15 protein-coding genes are annotated in these 18529 nt (G+C 68.0%); 7 read left to right on the top strand and 8 right to left on the bottom strand.

Translation table 11 applies throughout. The features are described 5' to 3' along the window. Window positions 1-4: 4 nt before the first annotated feature. Window positions 5-2293 carry a xanthine dehydrogenase molybdopterin binding subunit gene (xdhB, locus tag HTY51_RS17385; protein ID WP_174253906.1) on the bottom strand — a complete coding sequence of 763 codons (2289 nt, stop codon included), beginning with the start codon at window positions 2291-2293 and terminating at the stop codon, window positions 5-7. A 79-nt stretch (window positions 2294-2372) separates the two neighbouring features. Further along, window positions 2373-3884, bottom strand: a complete 1512-nt coding sequence (gene xdhA / locus HTY51_RS17380) for a xanthine dehydrogenase small subunit (protein WP_254606925.1) — start codon at window positions 3882-3884, stop codon at window positions 2373-2375. Between the two features lie 147 nt (window positions 3885-4031). Between xdhA and HTY51_RS17375 the strand changes: the two genes are divergently transcribed. From HTY51_RS17375 to HTY51_RS17355, 5 genes are all read left to right on the top strand, one after another. Next, window positions 4032-5597: an ABC transporter ATP-binding protein gene (locus HTY51_RS17375; RefSeq protein ID WP_174253904.1), complete on the top strand. Its 1566-nt coding sequence runs from the start codon at window positions 4032-4034 to the stop codon at window positions 5595-5597. After that, complete coding sequence (locus tag HTY51_RS17370; protein WP_174253903.1) at window positions 5584-6645, top strand: ABC transporter permease; 1062 nt, start codon at window positions 5584-5586, stop codon at window positions 6643-6645. The genes HTY51_RS17375 and HTY51_RS17370 overlap by 14 nt, the downstream gene beginning before the upstream one ends. Then, window positions 6645-7565 (top strand): ABC transporter permease, encoded by a 921-nt coding sequence (locus HTY51_RS17365; RefSeq protein WP_174253902.1) that lies wholly within the window; start codon window positions 6645-6647, stop codon window positions 7563-7565. The genes HTY51_RS17370 and HTY51_RS17365 overlap by 1 nt, the downstream gene beginning before the upstream one ends. A gap of 33 nt (window positions 7566-7598) precedes the next feature. Then, a complete protein-coding gene (locus tag HTY51_RS17360; RefSeq protein WP_174253901.1) occupies window positions 7599-8735 on the top strand; it encodes a BMP family ABC transporter substrate-binding protein in 1137 nt (378 codons plus the stop codon). Between the two features lie 70 nt (window positions 8736-8805). Further along, entirely contained in the window at window positions 8806-9846 is a 1041-nt protein-coding gene (locus HTY51_RS17355) for an adenosine deaminase (protein ID WP_174253900.1), read from the top strand. Between the two features lie 46 nt (window positions 9847-9892). On the opposite strand, the gene HTY51_RS17350 is transcribed toward HTY51_RS17355, so the two are convergent. From HTY51_RS17350 to HTY51_RS17325, 6 genes are all read right to left on the bottom strand, one after another. Continuing rightward, window positions 9893-10246: a metal-sensing transcriptional repressor gene (locus tag HTY51_RS17350; protein ID WP_174253899.1), complete on the bottom strand. Its 354-nt coding sequence runs from the start codon at window positions 10244-10246 to the stop codon at window positions 9893-9895. Window positions 10247-10256: 10 nt separating this feature from the next. Next, window positions 10257-10703 (bottom strand): OsmC family protein, encoded by a 447-nt coding sequence (locus tag HTY51_RS17345; RefSeq protein ID WP_174253898.1) that lies wholly within the window; start codon window positions 10701-10703, stop codon window positions 10257-10259. Window positions 10704-10723: 20 nt separating this feature from the next. Beyond that, window positions 10724-10948, bottom strand: a complete 225-nt coding sequence (locus tag HTY51_RS17340) for a DUF2892 domain-containing protein (RefSeq protein ID WP_174253897.1) — start codon at window positions 10946-10948, stop codon at window positions 10724-10726. A gap of 16 nt (window positions 10949-10964) precedes the next feature. Beyond that, window positions 10965-14285, bottom strand: coding sequence for an efflux RND transporter permease subunit (locus tag HTY51_RS17335; protein ID WP_254606924.1), 3321 nt, complete (start codon window positions 14283-14285; stop codon window positions 10965-10967). Window positions 14286-14293: 8 nt separating this feature from the next. Continuing rightward, window positions 14294-15358: an efflux RND transporter periplasmic adaptor subunit gene (locus HTY51_RS17330; RefSeq protein WP_174253896.1), complete on the bottom strand. Its 1065-nt coding sequence runs from the start codon at window positions 15356-15358 to the stop codon at window positions 14294-14296. A 131-nt stretch (window positions 15359-15489) separates the two neighbouring features. Beyond that, window positions 15490-16431, bottom strand: coding sequence for a LysR family transcriptional regulator (locus HTY51_RS17325; protein WP_174253895.1), 942 nt, complete (start codon window positions 16429-16431; stop codon window positions 15490-15492). A 110-nt stretch (window positions 16432-16541) separates the two neighbouring features. On the opposite strand from HTY51_RS17325, the gene HTY51_RS17320 reads away from it, so the two are divergent. Then, window positions 16542-17501, top strand: a complete 960-nt coding sequence (locus HTY51_RS17320; protein WP_174253894.1) for a tripartite tricarboxylate transporter substrate binding protein — start codon at window positions 16542-16544, stop codon at window positions 17499-17501. An 11-nt stretch (window positions 17502-17512) separates the two neighbouring features. Continuing rightward, the gene (locus HTY51_RS17315) at window positions 17513-18529 is read left to right on the top strand and encodes a 4-hydroxythreonine-4-phosphate dehydrogenase PdxA (RefSeq protein ID WP_174253893.1); all 1017 of its coding nucleotides are present in this window, start codon (window positions 17513-17515) and stop codon (window positions 18527-18529) included.

Raw genomic sequence — 18529 nt, 5'->3', positions numbered from 1 at the left:
CGTATCAATCCTGCAGAGCGCGCCAGACGCGCTCGGGGGTGGCGGGGGCGTTCATGGCCACGCGGCCGTCGGTGCGGGTGGCCGCCACGGCGTCACGGATGGCTTCCCAGACGGCGATGGCCAGCATGAAGGGCGGTTCGCCCACGGCCTTGCTGCCGAAGACGTTGTCCTCAACATTGGCTTCGGGCCAGAAGTCCACCCGCAGTTTCTCGGGCACATCGCCCGTGGCGGGGATCTTGTAGGTGCTGGGCGCGTGGGTGGTCAGTTTGCCGTCGGCGTTCCAGACCAGTTCCTCGGTGGTGAGCCAGCCCATGCCCTGGATGAAACCGCCTTCGACCTGGCCGATGTCGATGGCCGGGTTGATGCTGTGGCCCACGTCGTGCAGGATGTCCACGGCCAGCACACGGCTCTCGCCCGTGAGCGTGTCGATGGCCACCTCGCAGCAGGCCGCGCCGTAGGCGAAGTAATAGAAGGGCCGGCCGGTCAGCGTGGTCTTGTCGTAATGGATCTTGGGCGTGCGGTAGAAGCCGTCGCTCCAGAGCTGGATGCGGTTGGCGTAAGCGGCCTTGACCACCTCGCGGAAGTCGCGTGTGCTGCCATCAGCGTAGACCTTGCCGTTCGCAAAACGCACCTCGCCCGCGCCGCAGCCCTGCAGGCCGGCCACGAAGGCGGCCAGGTTCTCGCGCACCTGGCGCGCGGCGAACTGGGCGGCGCGGCCGTTGAGGTCGGTGCCGCTGGAGGCGGCGGTGGCGCTGGCATTGGGCACACGCGCGGTGTCGCTGGCGCTGAGCAGCACGCGCTCGAAGGGCAGGCCCAGTTCGTCGGCCACGATCTGCGCCACCTTGGTGTGCAGGCCCTGGCCCATCTCGGTGCCGCCGTGGTTGACCAGCACGCTGCCGTCGTTGTAGACGTGCACCAGGGCGCCGGCCTGGTTGAACAGGGTGGCGGTGAAGCTGATGCCGAACTTCACGGGCGTGAGGGCCAGGCCTTTCTTGAGCAGGGTGTGTTCGCGGTTCCAGGCGGCGATCTCGGCGCGGCGCTCGCGGTAGCGCGCGGTCTGCGCCAGCTGCGTCATCAGCGGTTGCAGGATGTTGTCTTCCACCGTCATCTGGTAGTGGGTGACATTGCGCTCGGTGATGCCGTAGAGGTTGCGCAGGCGCACGTCCAGCGGGTCGCGGCCCAGCCGGCGCGCGATGTCACCCAGGATGGTTTCGATGGCGATCACGCCCTGCGGGCCGCCGAAGCCACGGAAGGCCGTGTGGCTCTGCGTATTGGTCTTGCAGCGGTAGCTGTCGATACGCACGTCACTCAAAAAGTAGGCGTTGTCGCTGTGGAAGACGGCGCGATCGGCCACGGGGCCCGAGAGGTCGGCGCTGAAACCACATTCGGCCAGCAGGGTGAGCTGCAGCGCGGTGATGAGGCCCGTGTCGTCATAGCCCACGGTGTAGTCGTAGGCGAAGGGGTGGCGCTTGCCGGTGACCATGAAGTCGTCGTCGCGGTCCAGGCGCAGCTTGACGGGGCGGCCGGTCTTGCGCGCGGCCAGGGTGGCCCACACGGCCAGGTGGCCGGCCTGCGTTTCCTTGCCGCCGAAACCGCCGCCCATGCGCCGGCACTCCACGCGCACGCGGTGGTTGTCCAGCCCCAGGGCATGGGCCACCCAGTGCTGGATCTCGCCCGGATGCTGGGTGCTGCTGTGGATCAGCCACTGCTGCTGTTCCTGCGGGATGGCGTAGGCGATCTGACCTTCGAGATAGAAGTGTTCCTGGCCGCCCACCTCGAAGCTGCCACTCAGGGTGTGCTTGGCGCTCTTCATGGCCTGCTCGGGTTCGCCACGCTTCACGGTGACGGGCGGTAGCACATAACTTTGCGCGGCGTGCGCCTCACGCGCGGTGAGCACGGCCGGCAGGGCTTCGATGTCGAGCTTGACGGCGCGCGCGGCGCGCCGCGCCTGCATCACGGTCTCGGCCAGCACCAGGCCGATGACCTGGCCCACATGCTGGACCGTGTCGCGCGCGAAGATGGGTTCGTCGTGGACGAAGGTGGCGAGCAACGGGTCGCCGGGGATGTCGGCGGCCAGCACCACGTCCACCACGCCGGGCATGGCGCGTGCAGCCGTCGTGTCCACGCCCTTGAGCCTGCCATGTGCGACAGGCGAGAGGATGGGCGCGGCGTGCAAGGTGCCGCGCAGCTCGGGCAGGTCGTCGATATAAGGCGCCAGGCCCTGGACCTGGTGGCGCGCGCTTTCGTGCGCGACCGACTGGCCGCTGGCGAAGACGGGGTCCGACGCGCTCATAGATACCCCCACGCTCGGCACTTCGTGTCCTCGCTGCCCCCCGAGGGGGCCCTCGCGCCTTCGGGCGGCCGTGCGGCGCTCATGTCAAAGCCTCCAGCTGCAACTCACCCTGCTCTTCGGCCCAGTAACGCAGCAGCAGGCGGCCCAGCACACTGCTGCGGTAGGCGGCGCTGGCGCGCATGTCGGAGATGGGTGAGAACTCCTGCGCCAGCACGGAGGCAACTGCTTCAAAAGTTGCGCGGCCCCAGGGCTGGCCCGTGAGCGCAGCCTCGGTTTTGAGCGCGCGCACGGGCGTGGCGGCCACACCGCCCGCGCCGATGCGAGAGGCCACGATGCGCCCGCTCTGCACCTGCAAGTTCAAGGCCAGGCAGACGGCAGAGATGTCGTCGTCCTGGCGCTTGGAGATCTTGTACACGCGCAGGTGTTCGTCGGGCGCGGGGCGCGGCACCTCGATGAAAGCCAGCACCTCATCGGGCGCCAGCAGGTTCTTGCGGTAGCCCGTGTAGAAATCGTCCAGGGGCAAACGGCGCTCGCCGCGCACACTGGCCAGCACCAGCGTGGCGCCCATGGCCAGCAGCAGGGGCATGCTGTCGCCGATGGGCGAGCCGTTGGCCACATTGCCGCCCAGGGTGCCGCTGTTGCGCACGGGCAGGCCGGCAAAACGTTCGGCAAATCGGCGCAGCTGCGGACGGTCGGCCACGAGTGCCGCGTAGGCTTCGTGCAGGGTGACGGCCGCACCGATACGCAGCAACTCCGGGGTACGGAGCAGCTGCCGCAACTCCTCCACGCGGGTCACATCCAGCACCTGCGCGAACTGGCGGTGCTGTTTGGTGACCCACAGGCCCACGTCGGTGCAGCCGGCCACCAACTGGGCTTGCGGCTGTTCGGCGCGCAGCTTCAACAACTCAGCCAGTGTGGTGGGCGCGCTGTAGTCGGCCGCGGGGGCGGGGGCGATCTGGCGCAGCCGGGCCAGCACCGCGGCTTCGTCCACCGTCACGCGCGGCAGGGTGTCCATGGCTTGCGCGGCATCGAAGATGGGGCGGTAACCGGTACAGCGGCAGAGGTTGCCCGACAGGTCGGCCTGCGCCGTCTCGCGGCTGATGCTCTGACCGGCCAGCACACGGTTCTGGTACATGCCGAAGAGGCTCATGACAAAACCGGGGGTGCAGAAACCACACTGGCTTCCGTGTTTGTCCACCATGGCCTGCTGGCAGGGGTGGAGAACTGTGCCCCCACGCTCCGCCGCTGACACGGGTCGCTGCCCCCCGAGGGGGCGTTCGTCACCTTGGGGCGGCCCGGCGGTGACGAAGCCGTCACGCGCCCCGATATCCTGCGCGGTCCAGACGGCCATGCCGTGCACCGAATGGGCCAGGCGGATGCAGCTGTTGATGGCCTTGTAGCTCAGACCCTCACCCGCAGGCTCGGCCAGCACCACGGTGCAGGCGCCGCAATCACCCTCGCCACAGCCTTCCTTGACGGCCGTGCACTGCAGGTCTTCGCGCAGCACTTCCAGCAGGGTGCGGCTGGGGGCCACCCCCGTGAGCGAGACGATTTCACCCCGGCGGACGAATTGCAGCGGTTTCTCTTCCATCTCGGTCTCCGAAGCAAGCGTCATACCAGCGGGGGTCGACACGCGGCGGTTTGTATGCAATATTTGTATGCAGGACTTGGCACAGTTATAGCTTAAGCTAGTGCCGTTCGCCCGGATTTTGCGCGCGCGAACAACCCCTTTGACATCATGAGCACCTCTGTCGCAGACGCCCCGCCTCGCCTTGCGCTCTCCGGTATCACCAAGCGCTACCCGGGCGTGGTGGCCAACCGCAACATCGCGCTGACGGTGCTCCCGGGCCAGATTCATGCACTGCTGGGCGAAAACGGTGCGGGCAAGTCCACCCTGATGAAGATCGTCTACGGCGCCGTCAAACCCGACGAGGGCCAGATCGTCTACCAGGGCCAGCCGGTGCAGATCCGCAACCCGCAGCAGGCGCGGGCCCTGGGCATCAGCATGGTGTTCCAGCACTTCAGCCTGTTCGATTCGCTGACCGTGGCCGAGAACGTCTGGATCGGGCTGGACAAGAGCCTGAAGCTGGCCGAGGTGACGCAACGCATCCGCGACAAGGCCCAGCAATACGGCCTGGACATCGACCCCGAACGCCCGGTGCACAGCCTGAGCGTGGGAGAGATGCAGCGGGTGGAGATCATCCGCGCCCTGCTGGGCGAGCCGCAGCTACTGATCCTGGACGAACCCACGTCCGTGCTGACGCCGCAGGCGGTGGAAAAACTCTTCGAGGTGCTGCGCCAGCTGGCCGCGCAGGGCTGCAGCATCCTGTACATCAGCCACAAGCTGCATGAGATCCGCGCCCTGTGCACGGCCTGTACCGTGCTGCGCGGCGGCGAGGTGACGGGCAGCTGCGACCCGCGCGAGGAAAGCAATGCCTCGCTGAGCCGCCTGATGATCGGCGCGGAACCACCGGCCCTGCAGCACAAGCCGCCCCAGACCGGTGCGGTGCAGCTGGACGTGCGCGGCCTGAGCCTCACGCGGCAGGACCCCTTTGGCGTGGACCTGGACAAGGTGGACCTGCAGGTGCGCGCGGGCGAGGTGGTGGGCATTGCCGGTGTGTCGGGCAACGGGCAGCGCGAACTGCTGTACGCGCTCTCGGGTGAAGACCTGCGCAGCGCGCCGGGCAGCATCCGCCTGGGCGAACACGACGCGGCACGCCTGGACCCGGCGCGCCGCCGCGCCCTGGGCCTGCATTTCGTGCCCGAAGAACGCCTGGGCCGCGGCGCCGTGCCCGCCATGGGCCTGGACCACAACCTGCTGCTCACGCGCGGCGAATCGCTGGGCCCCCTGGGCTGGATCCGCACCAAGGTGCTGGCCGCCCAGGCCCGCGGCATCATCGCCCGCCTGCACGTCAAGGCCGCCGACGAACACGCAGCGGCGCGCAGCCTGTCAGGCGGCAATCTGCAGAAGTTCATCGTGGGCCGCGAGATCGACGCCGGCCCGCGCCTGCTGATCGTCTCGCAACCCACCTGGGGCGTGGACGTGGGCGCGGCCGCGCAGATCCGCGCCGAGATCCTGGCGCTGCGCGACGCAGGCTGCGCCGTGCTGGTGGTGAGCGAGGAACTGGAAGAGCTGTTCGAACTCAGCGACCGCCTGCACGTCATGGCCAAGGGCCGGCTCTCGCCGTCCCTTCTCATGGCCGAGGCCACGACCGAACGCATCGGCGAGTGGATGAGCGGCCTGTGGCACACCGAGGTGCAGCAGCACCTGCACGAACTGGAGGCCGGCCATGCTGCGGCTTGAAGCCCGCCCCCAGCCCTCGCGCGCCTGGAGCCTGGGCTCGCCCCTGCTGGCGCTGGCGCTCACGGTACTGCTGGGCGTGATCCTTTTCGTCGCCCTGGGCAAGGACCCGCTGCGCGGTCTGCAGATGTTTTTCTGGGAGCCCATCAAGTCGGGCTACGCCCTGGGCGAGTTGATGGTCAAGGCCACGCCCCTGCTCATCATCGCGCTGGGCCTGGCCGTGTGTTTCCGCTCCAATGTCTGGAACATCGGCGCCGAAGGGCAGTTCGTGATCGGCGCGGTCTGCGCCGGCGGCGTGGCCCTGCTGGCGGACAAGGGTACGGGGCCCTGGATCATCCCGGCCCTGCTGATCGCCGGCGTGCTGGGCGGCATGCTGTGGGCCGGTATCACCGCGCTGCTGCGCGACCGCTTCAACGCCAACGAGATCCTGGTGAGCCTGATGCTGGTCTACGTGGCCATCCAGTTGCTGAACTACATGGTGCACGGCCCCTGGAAAGACCCGGGGGGCTACAACTTCCCGCAGACCAGGACCTTCGAGGCGGTGACGCAGATCCCGCGCCTGATGGGCGGCTCGCGCCTGAACATCGGCCTGATCCTGGCCCTGCTGGGCGCGGGCGTGCTCTGGGTCTTCCTGTTCCGCCTGCGCGCAGGTTTTGCGCTGCAGGTGGGCGGCCTGGCGCCGGCGGCGGCGCGGTACGCGGGTTTCTCTTCACGCAAGGCGCTGTGGACGGCGCTGCTGGTCTCGGGCGGCGCGGCCGGCCTGGCTGGCGCGCTGGAGGTGGCGGGGCCCATCGGCCAGCTCACGCCCTATGTGCCGGCGGGTTACGGTTTTGCCGCCATCATCGTGGCCTTCGTGGGGCGGTTGCACCCGGTGGGCATGGTGTTTTCGGCCATCCTCATGAGCATGTTCTACATCGGTGGTGAGCTGGCGCAGTCGCGCCTGGGCCTGCCCAAGTCCCTCACCGGCGTGTTCCAGGGTCTGCTGCTGTTCACGCTGCTGACCTGCGACACGCTGATCAACTACCGGCTGCGTCTGAAAGGGGCCCGCTGATGGAGTCCTACGCGCTGCTGCTCGCCGCCACGCTCAATGCCGGCACCGTACTGGCCCTGGCTGCGCTGGGCCTGCTGCTCAACGAGAAGTCGGGCATCGTCAACCTGGGGGCCGAGGGCATGATGCTGTGCGCAGCCATCGCCGGTTTTGCCGCCGTGGTGCACACGGGCAACGACTGGCTGGGTTTCGTGGCCGGCATGGGCGCGGGGGCGCTGCTGGCGGCCCTGTTCGGCTGGCTGGTGATCTGGCTCAACACCAACCCCTATGCCACCGGCCTGGCGCTGAGTCTTTTTGGCGCCGGCTTCTCGGCCTTTGCGGGCATCGCCTACGTGCAGGCCAAGCTGCCCGAGCGCACGCAATGGGCCGTGCCCCTGCTGGGCGACATCCCCTGGATCGGCCCGGCCCTGTTCCGCCAGCACCCGCTGGTTTATGTGACCATGGCCCTGGTCGTGGCGCTGATCGTCTGGCTGGGACGCAGCCGCAGCGGCCTGATCCTGCGTGCCGTGGGCGAGTCGCCCGAATCGGCCCACGCCCTGGGTTACCCGGTGCGGCGCATCCGCTTCGCGGCCGTACTGGCCGGTGGCGCCCTGTGCGGCCTGTCGGGCGCCTACCTCTCCATCATCTACACCCCGCTGTGGGTGGAGGGCATGGTGGCCGGCAAGGGCTGGATCGCGCTGGCCCTGACCACCTTTGCCACCTGGCGACCGGCGCGTGTGCTGCTGGGCGCCTACCTGTTCGGCGGTGTGACCATGCTGCAGTTCCATCTGCAGGGCACGGGCGTGGAAATGCCCAGCCAGTTCCTGGACATGCTGCCCTACCTGGCCACCATCGTGGTGCTGGCCCTGATCTCGCGCAATCCGGCCTGGATCCGCGTGAACATGCCCGCATCGCTAGGCAAGCCTTTCACCCCCGGCTCATAATCGCAACGTTTTTTCAACCCAGTGAGGACACCCATGACCGACCTGACCAAACGCCGCCTGTTCCAGGCTGCCGCCATTTCCGCCATCACCGCCGCCGCCCTCGTGGGCTGCGGCAAGAAGGAGGAGCCCGCCGCTGCCGCACCCGCCGCCGCGCCCAAGGCCGCACCGCTGAAGATCGCCTTCGCCTACGTGGGCCCCGTCGGTGACGGCGGCTGGACCTTTGCCCACGACAACGGGCGTAAGGCCATCGAGAAGGAATTCGGCGACAAGGTCGTCACCAGCTTCGTGGAGAAGGTGCCGGAAAGCGCCGACGCCGAGCGCGTGATCCGCGACATGGCCGGCCAGGGCAACACCCTGATCTTCGGCACCACCTTCGGTTACATGGAGCCCATGCTCAAGGTCGCGCCCGATTTCAAGAACGTGAAGTTCGAGCACGCCACCGGCTACAAGACCGCCGAGAACATGCGCACCTACGACAGCCGCACCTACGAAGGCGCCTACATGGCCGGCGTGATCGCGGGCAAGATGACCAAGAGCAACACCCTGGGTGTGGTCGGCTCGATCCCGATCCCCGAGGTGATCCGCAACATCAACAGCTTCACGCTGGGCGCGCAGTCCGTGAACCCCAAGGTCAAGACCAAGGTGGTGTGGGTGGGCGAGTGGTTCAACCCGCCGAAGGAAACCGAAGCCGCCACCGCCCTGATCAACGGCGGCGCCGACGTGCTGATGCAGAACACCGACTCCTCGGCCGTGCTGCAGACCGCCGAGAAGATGGGCAAGCGCGCCTTCGGCTGGGACAGCGACATGACGGCCTACGGCCCCAAGGCCCACCTGGGTTCGGCCATCATCAACTGGGGCCCTTACTACATCAAGGCCACGCGTGACGCGCTGGAAGGCAAGTGGGCCACCGGCCAGGCCTGGTGGGGCGTGAAGGAAGGAGCGATCGACATGGTGTCCATCGCCGCCGACGTGCCGGAAGAAAGCAAGAAGAAGATCGACGAGATCAAGGCCGGCCTGAAGGCGGGCAGCTTCTCGATCTGGAAGGGCCCCATCCTGGGCCAGGACGGCAAGGAAGTGCTGAAGAAGGACGAAGTGGCCGACGACAAGTTCCTCGGTGGCGTCAACTTCTACGTCAAGGGCGTGGAAGGCAAGATCCCCGGGGGCAAGTAAAGCCTGAGGGTAGGTAGAAGGGGCTGCTTCGGCAGCCCCTTCTTGTTTGAAGAACCTGTAGGAGCGGACCATGCCATCCATCCCCCACATCCCGGCGGACCGTCTGCCCGCTCTGCTGCGGGCCATGCCCAAGGCCGAGCTGCACATCCACATCGAAGGCTCGCTCGAACCCGAGCTGATCTTCGCCCTGGCGCAACGCAATGGGCTGAGCCTGCCCTACCCGAGCGTGGAAGCCCTGCGACGGGCCTACGCCTTCACCGACCTGCAGAGTTTCCTGGACATCTATTACGCCGGCGCGGGCGTGCTGCTGACCGAGCAGGATTTCTACGACATGGGCATGGCCTATCTGAAGCGCGCCGCCGCCGACCATGTGCTGCGCACCGAGATCTTCTTCGACCCGCAGACCCACACCGCGCGTGGCGTGAGCATGGAGACCGTGATCCAGGGCCTGCACCGCGCCTGCCGCGACGGCGCAGCGCTGGGCGTGAGCGCCGAACTCATCCTCTGTTTTCTGCGCCACCTCAGCGAGGAAGAAGCTTTCGAGACGCTGGAGCAGGCCCTGCCCTGGCGCGACCTGTTCATCGGCGTGGGTCTCGATTCGAGCGAGCTGGGCCACCCGCCGGAGAAGTTCGCCCGCGTCTTCGCGCGCTGCCGCGAACTGGGCCTGCGCCTGGTGGCCCATGCCGGCGAAGAGGGCCCGCCAGCCTATGTGTGGAGCGCACTCGATGTGCTGAAGGTCGAGCGCATCGACCACGGCGTGCAGAGCGTGCACGACGCCGCGCTGATGCGCCGCCTGGCCCAGGACCGCATCCCGCTCACGGTCTGCCCCTTGAGCAACCTCAAGCTCTGCGTCTTCCCGACGCTGCAGGCCCACAACCTGGGCGCCCTGCTGGATGCCGGCCTGGTGGCCACGGTCAATTCCGACGACCCGGCCTACTTCGGCGGTTACGTCAACGACAACTACACGCAGACTTTCGCGGCCACCGGTCTGGGGGCGGCGCAGGCTTATGTGCTGGCGAAGAACAGCTTCGAGGCGAGTTTTGCCGAGACGCGGTTGAAGCGGGACTGGATCGCCAAACTCGACGAGGTTTTCGAGCAGGCGGCGCGTTGAGGCCAGGCAGCAAGACCGCGCCCGCCTGACGTGGAAACCGTTCTGCTCAGCCCATGCGGGCCAGCAGCGTTTCCATGTCTTTCATCATGGCCGAGAGGTCGGCCTTCTGCTCTTCGCCTGGCGCCAGGCGCGATTCGAGTTCCTGCTCCATGAAGCAGACCGTCATGCGCAGGTAGGTGCTGTCCAGCGCCTTGCGCACGGCCGAGAACTGCTGGCCGATCTTGAGGCAGCTCTCGCCGTCCTCGATCATGCGCTGGATGCCGCGCAGCTGGCCTTCGGCGCGGCGCAGGCGATTGAGCACCTCGGTGCGCGCGTCGCTGTCGGTCAACACCGTGGGGTCGCAGCCGGCCCCTGTGCCGGTGCTGGCCGGCACCTTCTTCAAAGCTGTGCTCTTGCCCATGCCTCGTCCTTTACTTGAGTTGCTGGCCGTCGGCATCGCGCACGCTGACGTGCAGGGGAATGCCCTGCGCCACGCTGGCGCCCACGGTGCAGAAGGCCTCGAACTGTTCGAGCACGCGGTCCAGGTGTTCCAGCTTCGCAGCCGGCACACCCAGGGTGAGCGCCACGTCCAGCCCCAGCACACGCAGGCGGTTCTCGGCATTACGGCCGATCTCGGCCGTGACCTCGCAGCTGATGGGCTCGGGCGCCTGCTTGAACTTGCGCAACGCGAACAGCAGCGCGTCCGACAGGCAGTTGCCCACAGCCGCCGCCAGCAGTTGCACGGGCGTAGGCCCCTGGCCCTGGCCCAGCGGCGGGTGCTCGTCACCCACCAGCGGGGAGATGCCCGCACCGAAGTCGATGGCGAACTGGAAGTCCTGCTGCTGACGCAGCACGACGCGGGGCTTGGACTCGCTCATGCCGGGCTCCTGGTGATGGCTTACTTGGTGCCGCAGGAACCGCCTTCAGGCACGCCCAGTTTCCTGAGCAGGATGCCGGGCGGGCAGAAGCCGGTGATGCCGGACTGGAACAGGTTGAAACCGACGAAGGCGGTGAAGGCCAGGAACCAGGGGCTCACGAAGATCGGGCTGGCTTCGACGCCCAGGGCCAGGGACAGCATGACAAAGAAACCGGCCATGATGCGGATGTAGCGTTCAACAGTCATTTTTAACTCCTAGGGTTCAGGTTGAGGAAAGGGGAGACAGGGGCGTGCCGTCGGCGTTCTCATGCTTGCGGCGGTACAGGGCGTAATAGAGCACGGGGATCACCACCAGCGTGAGCAGGGTGGAGACCAGGATGCCGAAGATCAGGGCGATGGCCAGGCCGTTGAAGATCGGGTCGTCCAGGATGAAGAAGGCGCCGATCATGGCGGCCAGGCCCGTCAACGCGATCGGTTGCGCGCGCACGGCGGCCGACTGCACCACGGCGTCGCGGAACTTCATGCCCTGGCTGACCTGCAGCTCGATGAAGTCCACCAGCAGGATGGAGTTGCGCACGATGATGCCGGCCAGCGCGATCATGCCGATCATGGAGGTGGCGGTGAACTGCGCGCCCAGCAGGGCGTGGCCCGGCATCACGCCGATGATGGTCAGCGGAATGGGCGCCATGATGACCAGGGGCGTGGTGTAGGAGCGGAACTGCGCCACCACCAGCAGGTAGATCAGGATCAGCCCCACGCCATAGGCGGCGCCCATGTCGCGGAAGGTCTCGTAGGTGATCTGCCACTCGCCGTCCCACTTCAGGGCGTACTGGCGGTAGGTGTCGGTGGGCTGGCTGATCCAGTATTCGTTCAGTTCACCCGTGCCCTTGAGCGCGGCCTCCTCCAGCTTGGGGCGGATGGCGAACAGGCCGTACAGGGGCGAGTCCAGCTTGCCGGCCATGTCGCCGAAGACGTAGCTCACATTGGCCAGGTCCTTGGTGAAGAGCGGCTTGTCGATGACACCGCGCTCCACGCGCACCAGCTCCGACAGGGGCACCAGCTGGCCGTTGGCGGCGCGCATGGGCAGGGCCAGCACCGTGTCCAGGCCCACCTGCTTGTCGCGCGGCAACTGCAGGCGCACCGGCACCGGGTACTTGGACTGGGCGTCGTGCAGCCAGGCGGCGTCGGTGCCCGAGAGCGCGGCCGACACGGTCTGGGCCACGGCGGCCACCGGAATGCCCAGGGACTCGGCGCGCTGGCGGCGCACGCGCAGCCAGGCACGCGGCGCGTCTTCCTTCAGCGAGGTATCGACACCGACGATGTCCGGCGTGGCGCCGTAGGCCTGGGCCACACGCTGCGCCAGTTGCTGGCGACCAGCTTCGTCGGGGCCGTAGATCTCGGCCACCAGCGGGCTCATGACGGGCGGGCCCGGCGGTACTTCGACCACCTTGACGCGCGCGCCGTGTTTCACGCCGATCTTTTCCAGTTCGGGGCGCAGGCGCTGGGCAATGGCGTGGCTCTTCTCGCTGCGGTGCTGCTTGTCGACCAGGTTGACCTGCAGGTCGCCCTGCTCGGCTTCGGCGCGCAGGTAGTACTGGCGCACCAGGCCGTTGAAGGTGATGGGCGAGGCCGTGCCGGCATAACCCTGCAGGTCCAGCACCTCGGGCTGCTGCGCGAGGAAAGCGCCCAGCTCGTGCAGGGTGGCGGCAGTGTCTTCCAGCGGGGCGCCGGCCGGCATTTCGACCAGCACCTGGAATTCGCTCTTGTTGTCGAAGGGCAGCATCTTGAGCACCACGCCGACGAAGGAGGACGGCACCAGGGTCAGCGCCACCGACAGCAGCAGCGCCCCCATGATGCCGGCCAGCAGCAGCAGGCGCTGGCGTGCGCCGCCCAGGAAGGGCGTGAGCACACGGGTGAACAGCGTCTGCAGCTTGCCACCGATACCACCGCCGGCGTGGCTGTCATGCGCCGCGTGGCCGGGGCCGTGCTGCTTCATCAGCTTGAGCGCCAGCCAGGGCGTGACCGTGAAGGCGATGGCCAGCGACAGCGCCATGCCCAGGCTGGAGTTGATCGGGATGGGGCTCATGTAAGGGCCCATCAGGCCGGACACGAAGGCCATGGGCAGCAGGGCTGCGATCACGGTCAGCGTGGCCAGGATGGTGGGGCCACCCACTTCGTCCACGGCGCGCGGGATGATCTCGCGCAGCGGGGCGTCGGGTGTGAGTTGCTGGTGGCGGTGGATGTTTTCCACCACCACGATGGCGTCGTCGACCAGGATGCCGATGGAGAAGATCAGCGCGAACAGCGAAACGCGGTTCAGCGTGAAGCCCCAGGCCCAGGAGGCGAACAGCGTGGCCATCAGGGTCAGGATCACGGCCGCGCCGACGATCACCGCCTCGCGCCGGCCCAGGGCGAAGCCCACCAGCAGGATGACCGAGCCGGTGGCGAAGGCCAGTTTCTGGATCAGCTTGTTGGCTTTCTCGGCCGCGGTCTCGCCGTAGTTGCGGGTGACGGTGGCTTCGATGTTGCCGGGGATCACGGTGTTGCGCAGGGCCTGCACGCGGGCGTGGGCGGCACGCGCCACATCGACGGCGTTCTCGCCCGGTTTCTTGGTGACCGTCAGCGTGACGGCCGGGTAGACCTGGCCGGCGGGCAGGGCATCGGCGCCCTCGCCGGGGGCCGTGGCGGCACCGGGGGTGAACCAGACGTAGCGCTGCGGCTGCTGGGCGCCGGCTTCGATCCGCGCCACTTCGCGCAGATAGACCGGGGCGCCCTTGCTGACGCCGACCACGATGTCGCCCACGTCCTGCGCCGAGCGCAGGAATTCGCCGGTCTCCACGCTGAGCATCTGCGGCGCGGCGCCGTTCTTCTTGCCCTGGGTGTCGAGCACGCTGCCGGCCGGCATGCCGAAGTTGGCGGCGGCCAGGGTCTGCTTGAGGCTGAGCACGTCGATGCCGCGGGCGCGCAGGCGCGTGGGCTCCAGCCAGACATGCACGGCACGGCCGGGGCCGCCGATGGTCTGCACCTCGCGCGTGCCCTTGACGCGCTTGAGTTCGGTTTCCACCGCATGGGCCACACGCTCGAGTTCATGCGCGGGCTGGGCGTCCTTGCTCCACAGCGTCACGGCCAGCACCGGCACGTCGTCGATGCCCATGGGTTTCACGATGGGGGCCAGCGTGCCCAGGTCGCGCGGCAGCCAGTCCTGGTTGGCGTTGAGCACGTCGTACAGGCGCACCAGCGCCTCGGTACGCGGCACGCCCACCTCGAATTGCACGGTCAGCACGGCCAGGCCGGGGCGGGCCACGGAATAGGTGTGTTCGATGCCGGCGATCTGGCTGAGCACCTGCTCGGCCGGGCGCGCCACCATGTTCTGCACATCGGTGCTGCTGGCCCCGGGGAAGGGAATCAGCACATTGGCCATGGTCACGTTGATCTGCGGCTCCTCCTCACGCGGCGTGACGAACACGGCGAACAGGCCCAGCAGCAGGGCCACCAGGGCCAGCAAGGGCGTGATGGCATTGGCCTGGAAGGCCGCCGCGATGCGTCCGGAAATGCCCATGCGCTCTTGCTGGCTGTCTTTCATGGCGGTTCTCACGGTTGGGCGGCGACGGCACCGGCCAGACCGGCCTTGACCGGGTCCAGCGCCACACGCTCACCGGCGGCCAGGCCGGCCACGATTTCCACACCCTCGGCGCCATGGTCGGCACCCAGGCGCACGGCACGCAGCACGAAACCGCGCGCAGTAGCCACATACACAGCGGTCAATTCGCCACGGCGCAGCACGGCGCCGGCCGGCACCACGGTGCGATTGGCCTGGCCACCGACAAAACGCACACGCACCTGCTGGCCCGGCAGCAGATTCTGCGCCGCCTGGCTCGACAGGTCCAGGCGCCAGACCACGGTCTGCGAGACCGGATCGGCCGCCGGCATGGCGCTGCGCTTGATGGGCGCCACCCACTGGCTGTCGCCGTTGGCTGCGCCCAGCTGCACCAGCACCTCCCTGGCCGCGCGGGTGCTGTCGGCCAGCGAGGCCGGCACCTGCACCACGGCGCGCAGGGGCAGGGGGGCGTAGACCGTCACGATGGGTTTGCCCGGCACGGCCAGGTCGCCGGCTTCGGCGTGCGTCTGCAGCACCCAGCCGTCATAGGGCGCCGTGACGCGGGTGTAACCCTGCGACAGGGCCGAGGCGCGCGCCCCGGCCGAGGCCTGGGCCTTGCCGGCCTGGGCGGCCTTGTACTGGGTTTCGGCCACGTCCAGCGCAGCTTGGCTCACGAAGCCCTGGCTTTGCAGGTTGCGCGTGCGCTCGTAATGGGCCTGGGCGTTGCGCAGCTCGGCCTCGCTCTGGGCCACCTGGGCGGCGCTGCGTTGCACACCGACCGAGCTTTCCTGATCGTCGATGGTGGCCAGCAACTGGCCCGCCTTGACGCGGTCGCCCATCTTGACCAGCAGCTTGACGATGCGGCCGGAGGCCTGGGCCGAGATGACACTCTGCTTGACCGGCTCGATCACGCCGTCGATCTCGTAGCCGGTGGACACCGGGCGGGCGCCGATCTGCACGGTAGGCACCACCACTCCACCCTGCGCGCGCACCAGGGCGGGGGCACCGGCCAGCACGGCCAGGGAAACGACAAAGGCGAAGGTGTGGATCAATTTCATGCGATGCTCCATATACTGGCGGTAGTATATCAATATACCCCCAGGAGTACAACCCCCCACCAGCCAGCCTGCGGGGGCGACAGGCCGCTTGCCTCCCGGCCCCGGACACCCCGCGGGCCGGCCACCCCACCTCAGGGCGGCTTTTTCCGGTGCAGCAGCTCCAGAAAATGCTCGGCCGGCTTGCTCAGCGGGCGGTCCTTGCTGACCAGGCTGCCGTAGGCGGCCAGGCTCTGGCCCAGGCGGTAGGGCAGGATGTGCAGGATGCCGTGCTCGGCGTCACGCTGGGCCACGGCCTCGGGGATGACCGCCACCATCTGCGAGCGCCGGATCAGGTTGATGGTGGTGAGGATGGAGCCGGTCTCGATCAGTCCCCGGGGCAAGGCGGCCTGGTGATCGCGGAATTCGCGCTCGATCAGATCTCGCAGGGGGCTGCCGGCCGGCTGCAGCACCCAGGGGTAGTCCAGCAGCGCCTCGAAAGCCAGACGCCGCTTGCGAGCCAGCGGGTGCTCGTTGCCGACCACCACGGACAGGCGTTCGTCCTCGATGGCGGTGAAGCGGCATTCGATGCCGGGGTTGCCCACCCGCCGGCCGACCACCACTTCGAGCACCCCTTCGCTCAGCTGCTGCATCAGGCGGTCGCTGGTGTCGACCGCGATCTCGATGGTCAGCAGGGGAAACAGTTCCTTGAGCCCGAGCAGCGCCTCGGTGAGGCGCCCCGGTGAGGCGGCCATGATGCTGCCCACCGCGAACTTGCCGGCCCGGCCCTGGCGCACCTCCCCCAGCTCGCGGTTCAGCGCCTCCATGCTGCCGCGGATGCTGCGGAAATAGCCGGTCACCCGCTCGCCCGCCGCATTGAGCCGCAGGCCGCGCCCCACGCGCTCGAACAGGGGCTGGCCCAGGGCGCCTTCCAGCTCCTTGAGCATCTTGGTGGCGGCCGGCTGGGTCAGCCCGAGCTGGTCGGCCGCAGCGCGCAGGGTGCGCAGGTCGTCGATAGCGAGCATCAGCGCAATCTGCCGCATGCGCAGCCGGTTGAGCAGCTGCGGCGTGCTGTCCTGGCGGTCGATGGAGCCCATGCTGATTACCTCAGGTTATCGATCGATCAATAGCTTTCAGTTTACGGCAACAGATGGCATCCCTACCATCGGTTTTCGGGACTTCCTCAAACCACTTTGGAGACAAAACCATGAAGACTCTGACCACAACGATCGCCATGGCGATCCTGGCCGCCTGTGGCGCCGTGCAGGCGCAGGAATGGCCGAGTCGCCCGCTACGCATCATGGTCGGGTCCTCGCCGGGCGGCGGCACCGACGCCATGGCCCGTGCGGTCGCCGACCGGCTGGGGCCGCTGCTCAAGCAGCCCGTGGTCGTGGAGAACAAACCCGGCGCCTCCAACACCCTGGCGGCCGACTTCACCGCCAAGTCCACCGACGGCCACACCCTGGTCATGGGTGTGTCCACCGCGCACGCGATCGCGCCGCACCTGCTCAAGCTGGGTTACGACAACAACAAGGATCTGGTGCCCGTGGCCTTCGTCGGCTCGGTGCCCAATGTGCTGGTGGCCAACCCCGCGCTGCCGGCGGCCAATGTGGGCGAACTGGTCAAGCTGGCCAAGAGCCAGCCCGGCCACCTCAACTACGCCACCAGCGGCGCCGGCAGCACGCAACACATCGCGGCCGAGCTGTTCAAGGATGTGACCGGCACCTTCATCACCCACGTGCCCTACCGCGGCAGCAGCCCCGCGCTGCTGGACCTGATCTCGGGCCAGGTGCAGATCAGCTTCGACACCATGCCTTCGGTGATCGGCCATATCCGCAGCGGCAAGATCAAGCCGCTGGCCGTGGCCGCGACCAAACGCAACCCGCAGCTGCCCGAGGTGCCCACCATGGCCGAGGCCGGCGTCAAAGGTGTGGAGATGAGTGCCTGGTACGGCATCTACATGCCGGCCTCCACGCCCAAGGCCGTGATCGAGCGCGTGAACGCCGAGGTCAACAAGGTCATCGCCATGCCCGAGACACAGACGCGCCTGTCCGCCATCGGCGCCGACCTGACCCCCATGACCCCCGCGCAGTTCAAGGCCTTTCACGACGCCGAGAACCAGCGCTACGGCGACCTGATCCGCAAGAAGAACATCAAGCTGGACTGAACGAACCTGATATGCGCTCCCCCCTTCCCGTCATCGCGCTGACCCTGGGCGACCCCGCCGGCATCGGCCCTGAACTGATCGCCCGCCTGCTGGCCCAACCCGACACCACCAGTCGCGCCAACGTGGTGCTGGTGGGTGACCCCTGGCTCTGGGCCTGGGGCCAGCAAATGGCGGGGGTGCAGGTGGCCACCACGCCGCTGGCGTCACTTGAACAGGCACGGGGCCGCGCCAACACCGAGCAAGCCGCATTCGTGGCCATGGACACGGTGCAGCGCCGCGACGTGATGGTGGGCCAGGTGAGCGCGGCCGGGGGCCGTTCGGTGCTGCAGGTGCTCAACCGCTGCATGGACGCCGCGCGCGCCGGCGCGGTGGACGCCATCTGCTTCGCCCCGCTGAACAAGCAGGCCATGAAGATGGGCGGACTCCAGCACGAGGACGAGCTGCACCACTTCGCCGAGTACCTGGACGTGCAAGGCTACTTCTGCGAGTTCAACACCCTGAACGGCCTGTGGACTGCACGCGTGTCCTCGCACATCCCGCTCAAGGACGCGGCCAGCTACCTGAGCGTGGAACGCATCCAGCAGGCCACGCGCCTGATCTACCGATCCCTGCAGGCCGCAGGCACGGCCCGGCCCCGCGTGGCGGTGGCCGCCTTCAACCCGCACGGCGGGGACGGCGGCACCTGCGGGCGGGAAGAGATAGACATCATCGAACCGGCCGTGCGTGCGCTGAACGCCGAGGGCGTGGCCGTGACCGGCCCCTACCCGGCCGACACCATCTTCCTGAAGGCGCGCGACGGTGAGGTCGACGCCATCGTCACCATGTACCACGACCAGGGTCAGATCGCGATCAAGCTCATGGGTTTCTCCAAGGGCGTGACGGTGCAGGGCGGCCTGCCCATCCCCATCACCACCCCCGCACACGGCACGGCCTACGACATCGCCGGCCAGGGCCGCGCGAATGTCAGCGCCACCGAGCAAGCCTTCCTCATCGCCTGCCGCATGGGTGCGGCAAGCCTGTCTTCCTGA

Origin of the sequence: Rhodoferax sp. BAB1 (genome assembly GCF_013334205.1) — a bacterium.
GTDB lineage: Bacteria > Pseudomonadota > Gammaproteobacteria > Burkholderiales > Burkholderiaceae_C > Hylemonella.
This window is presented reverse-complemented; position numbering and strand designations above follow the sequence as displayed.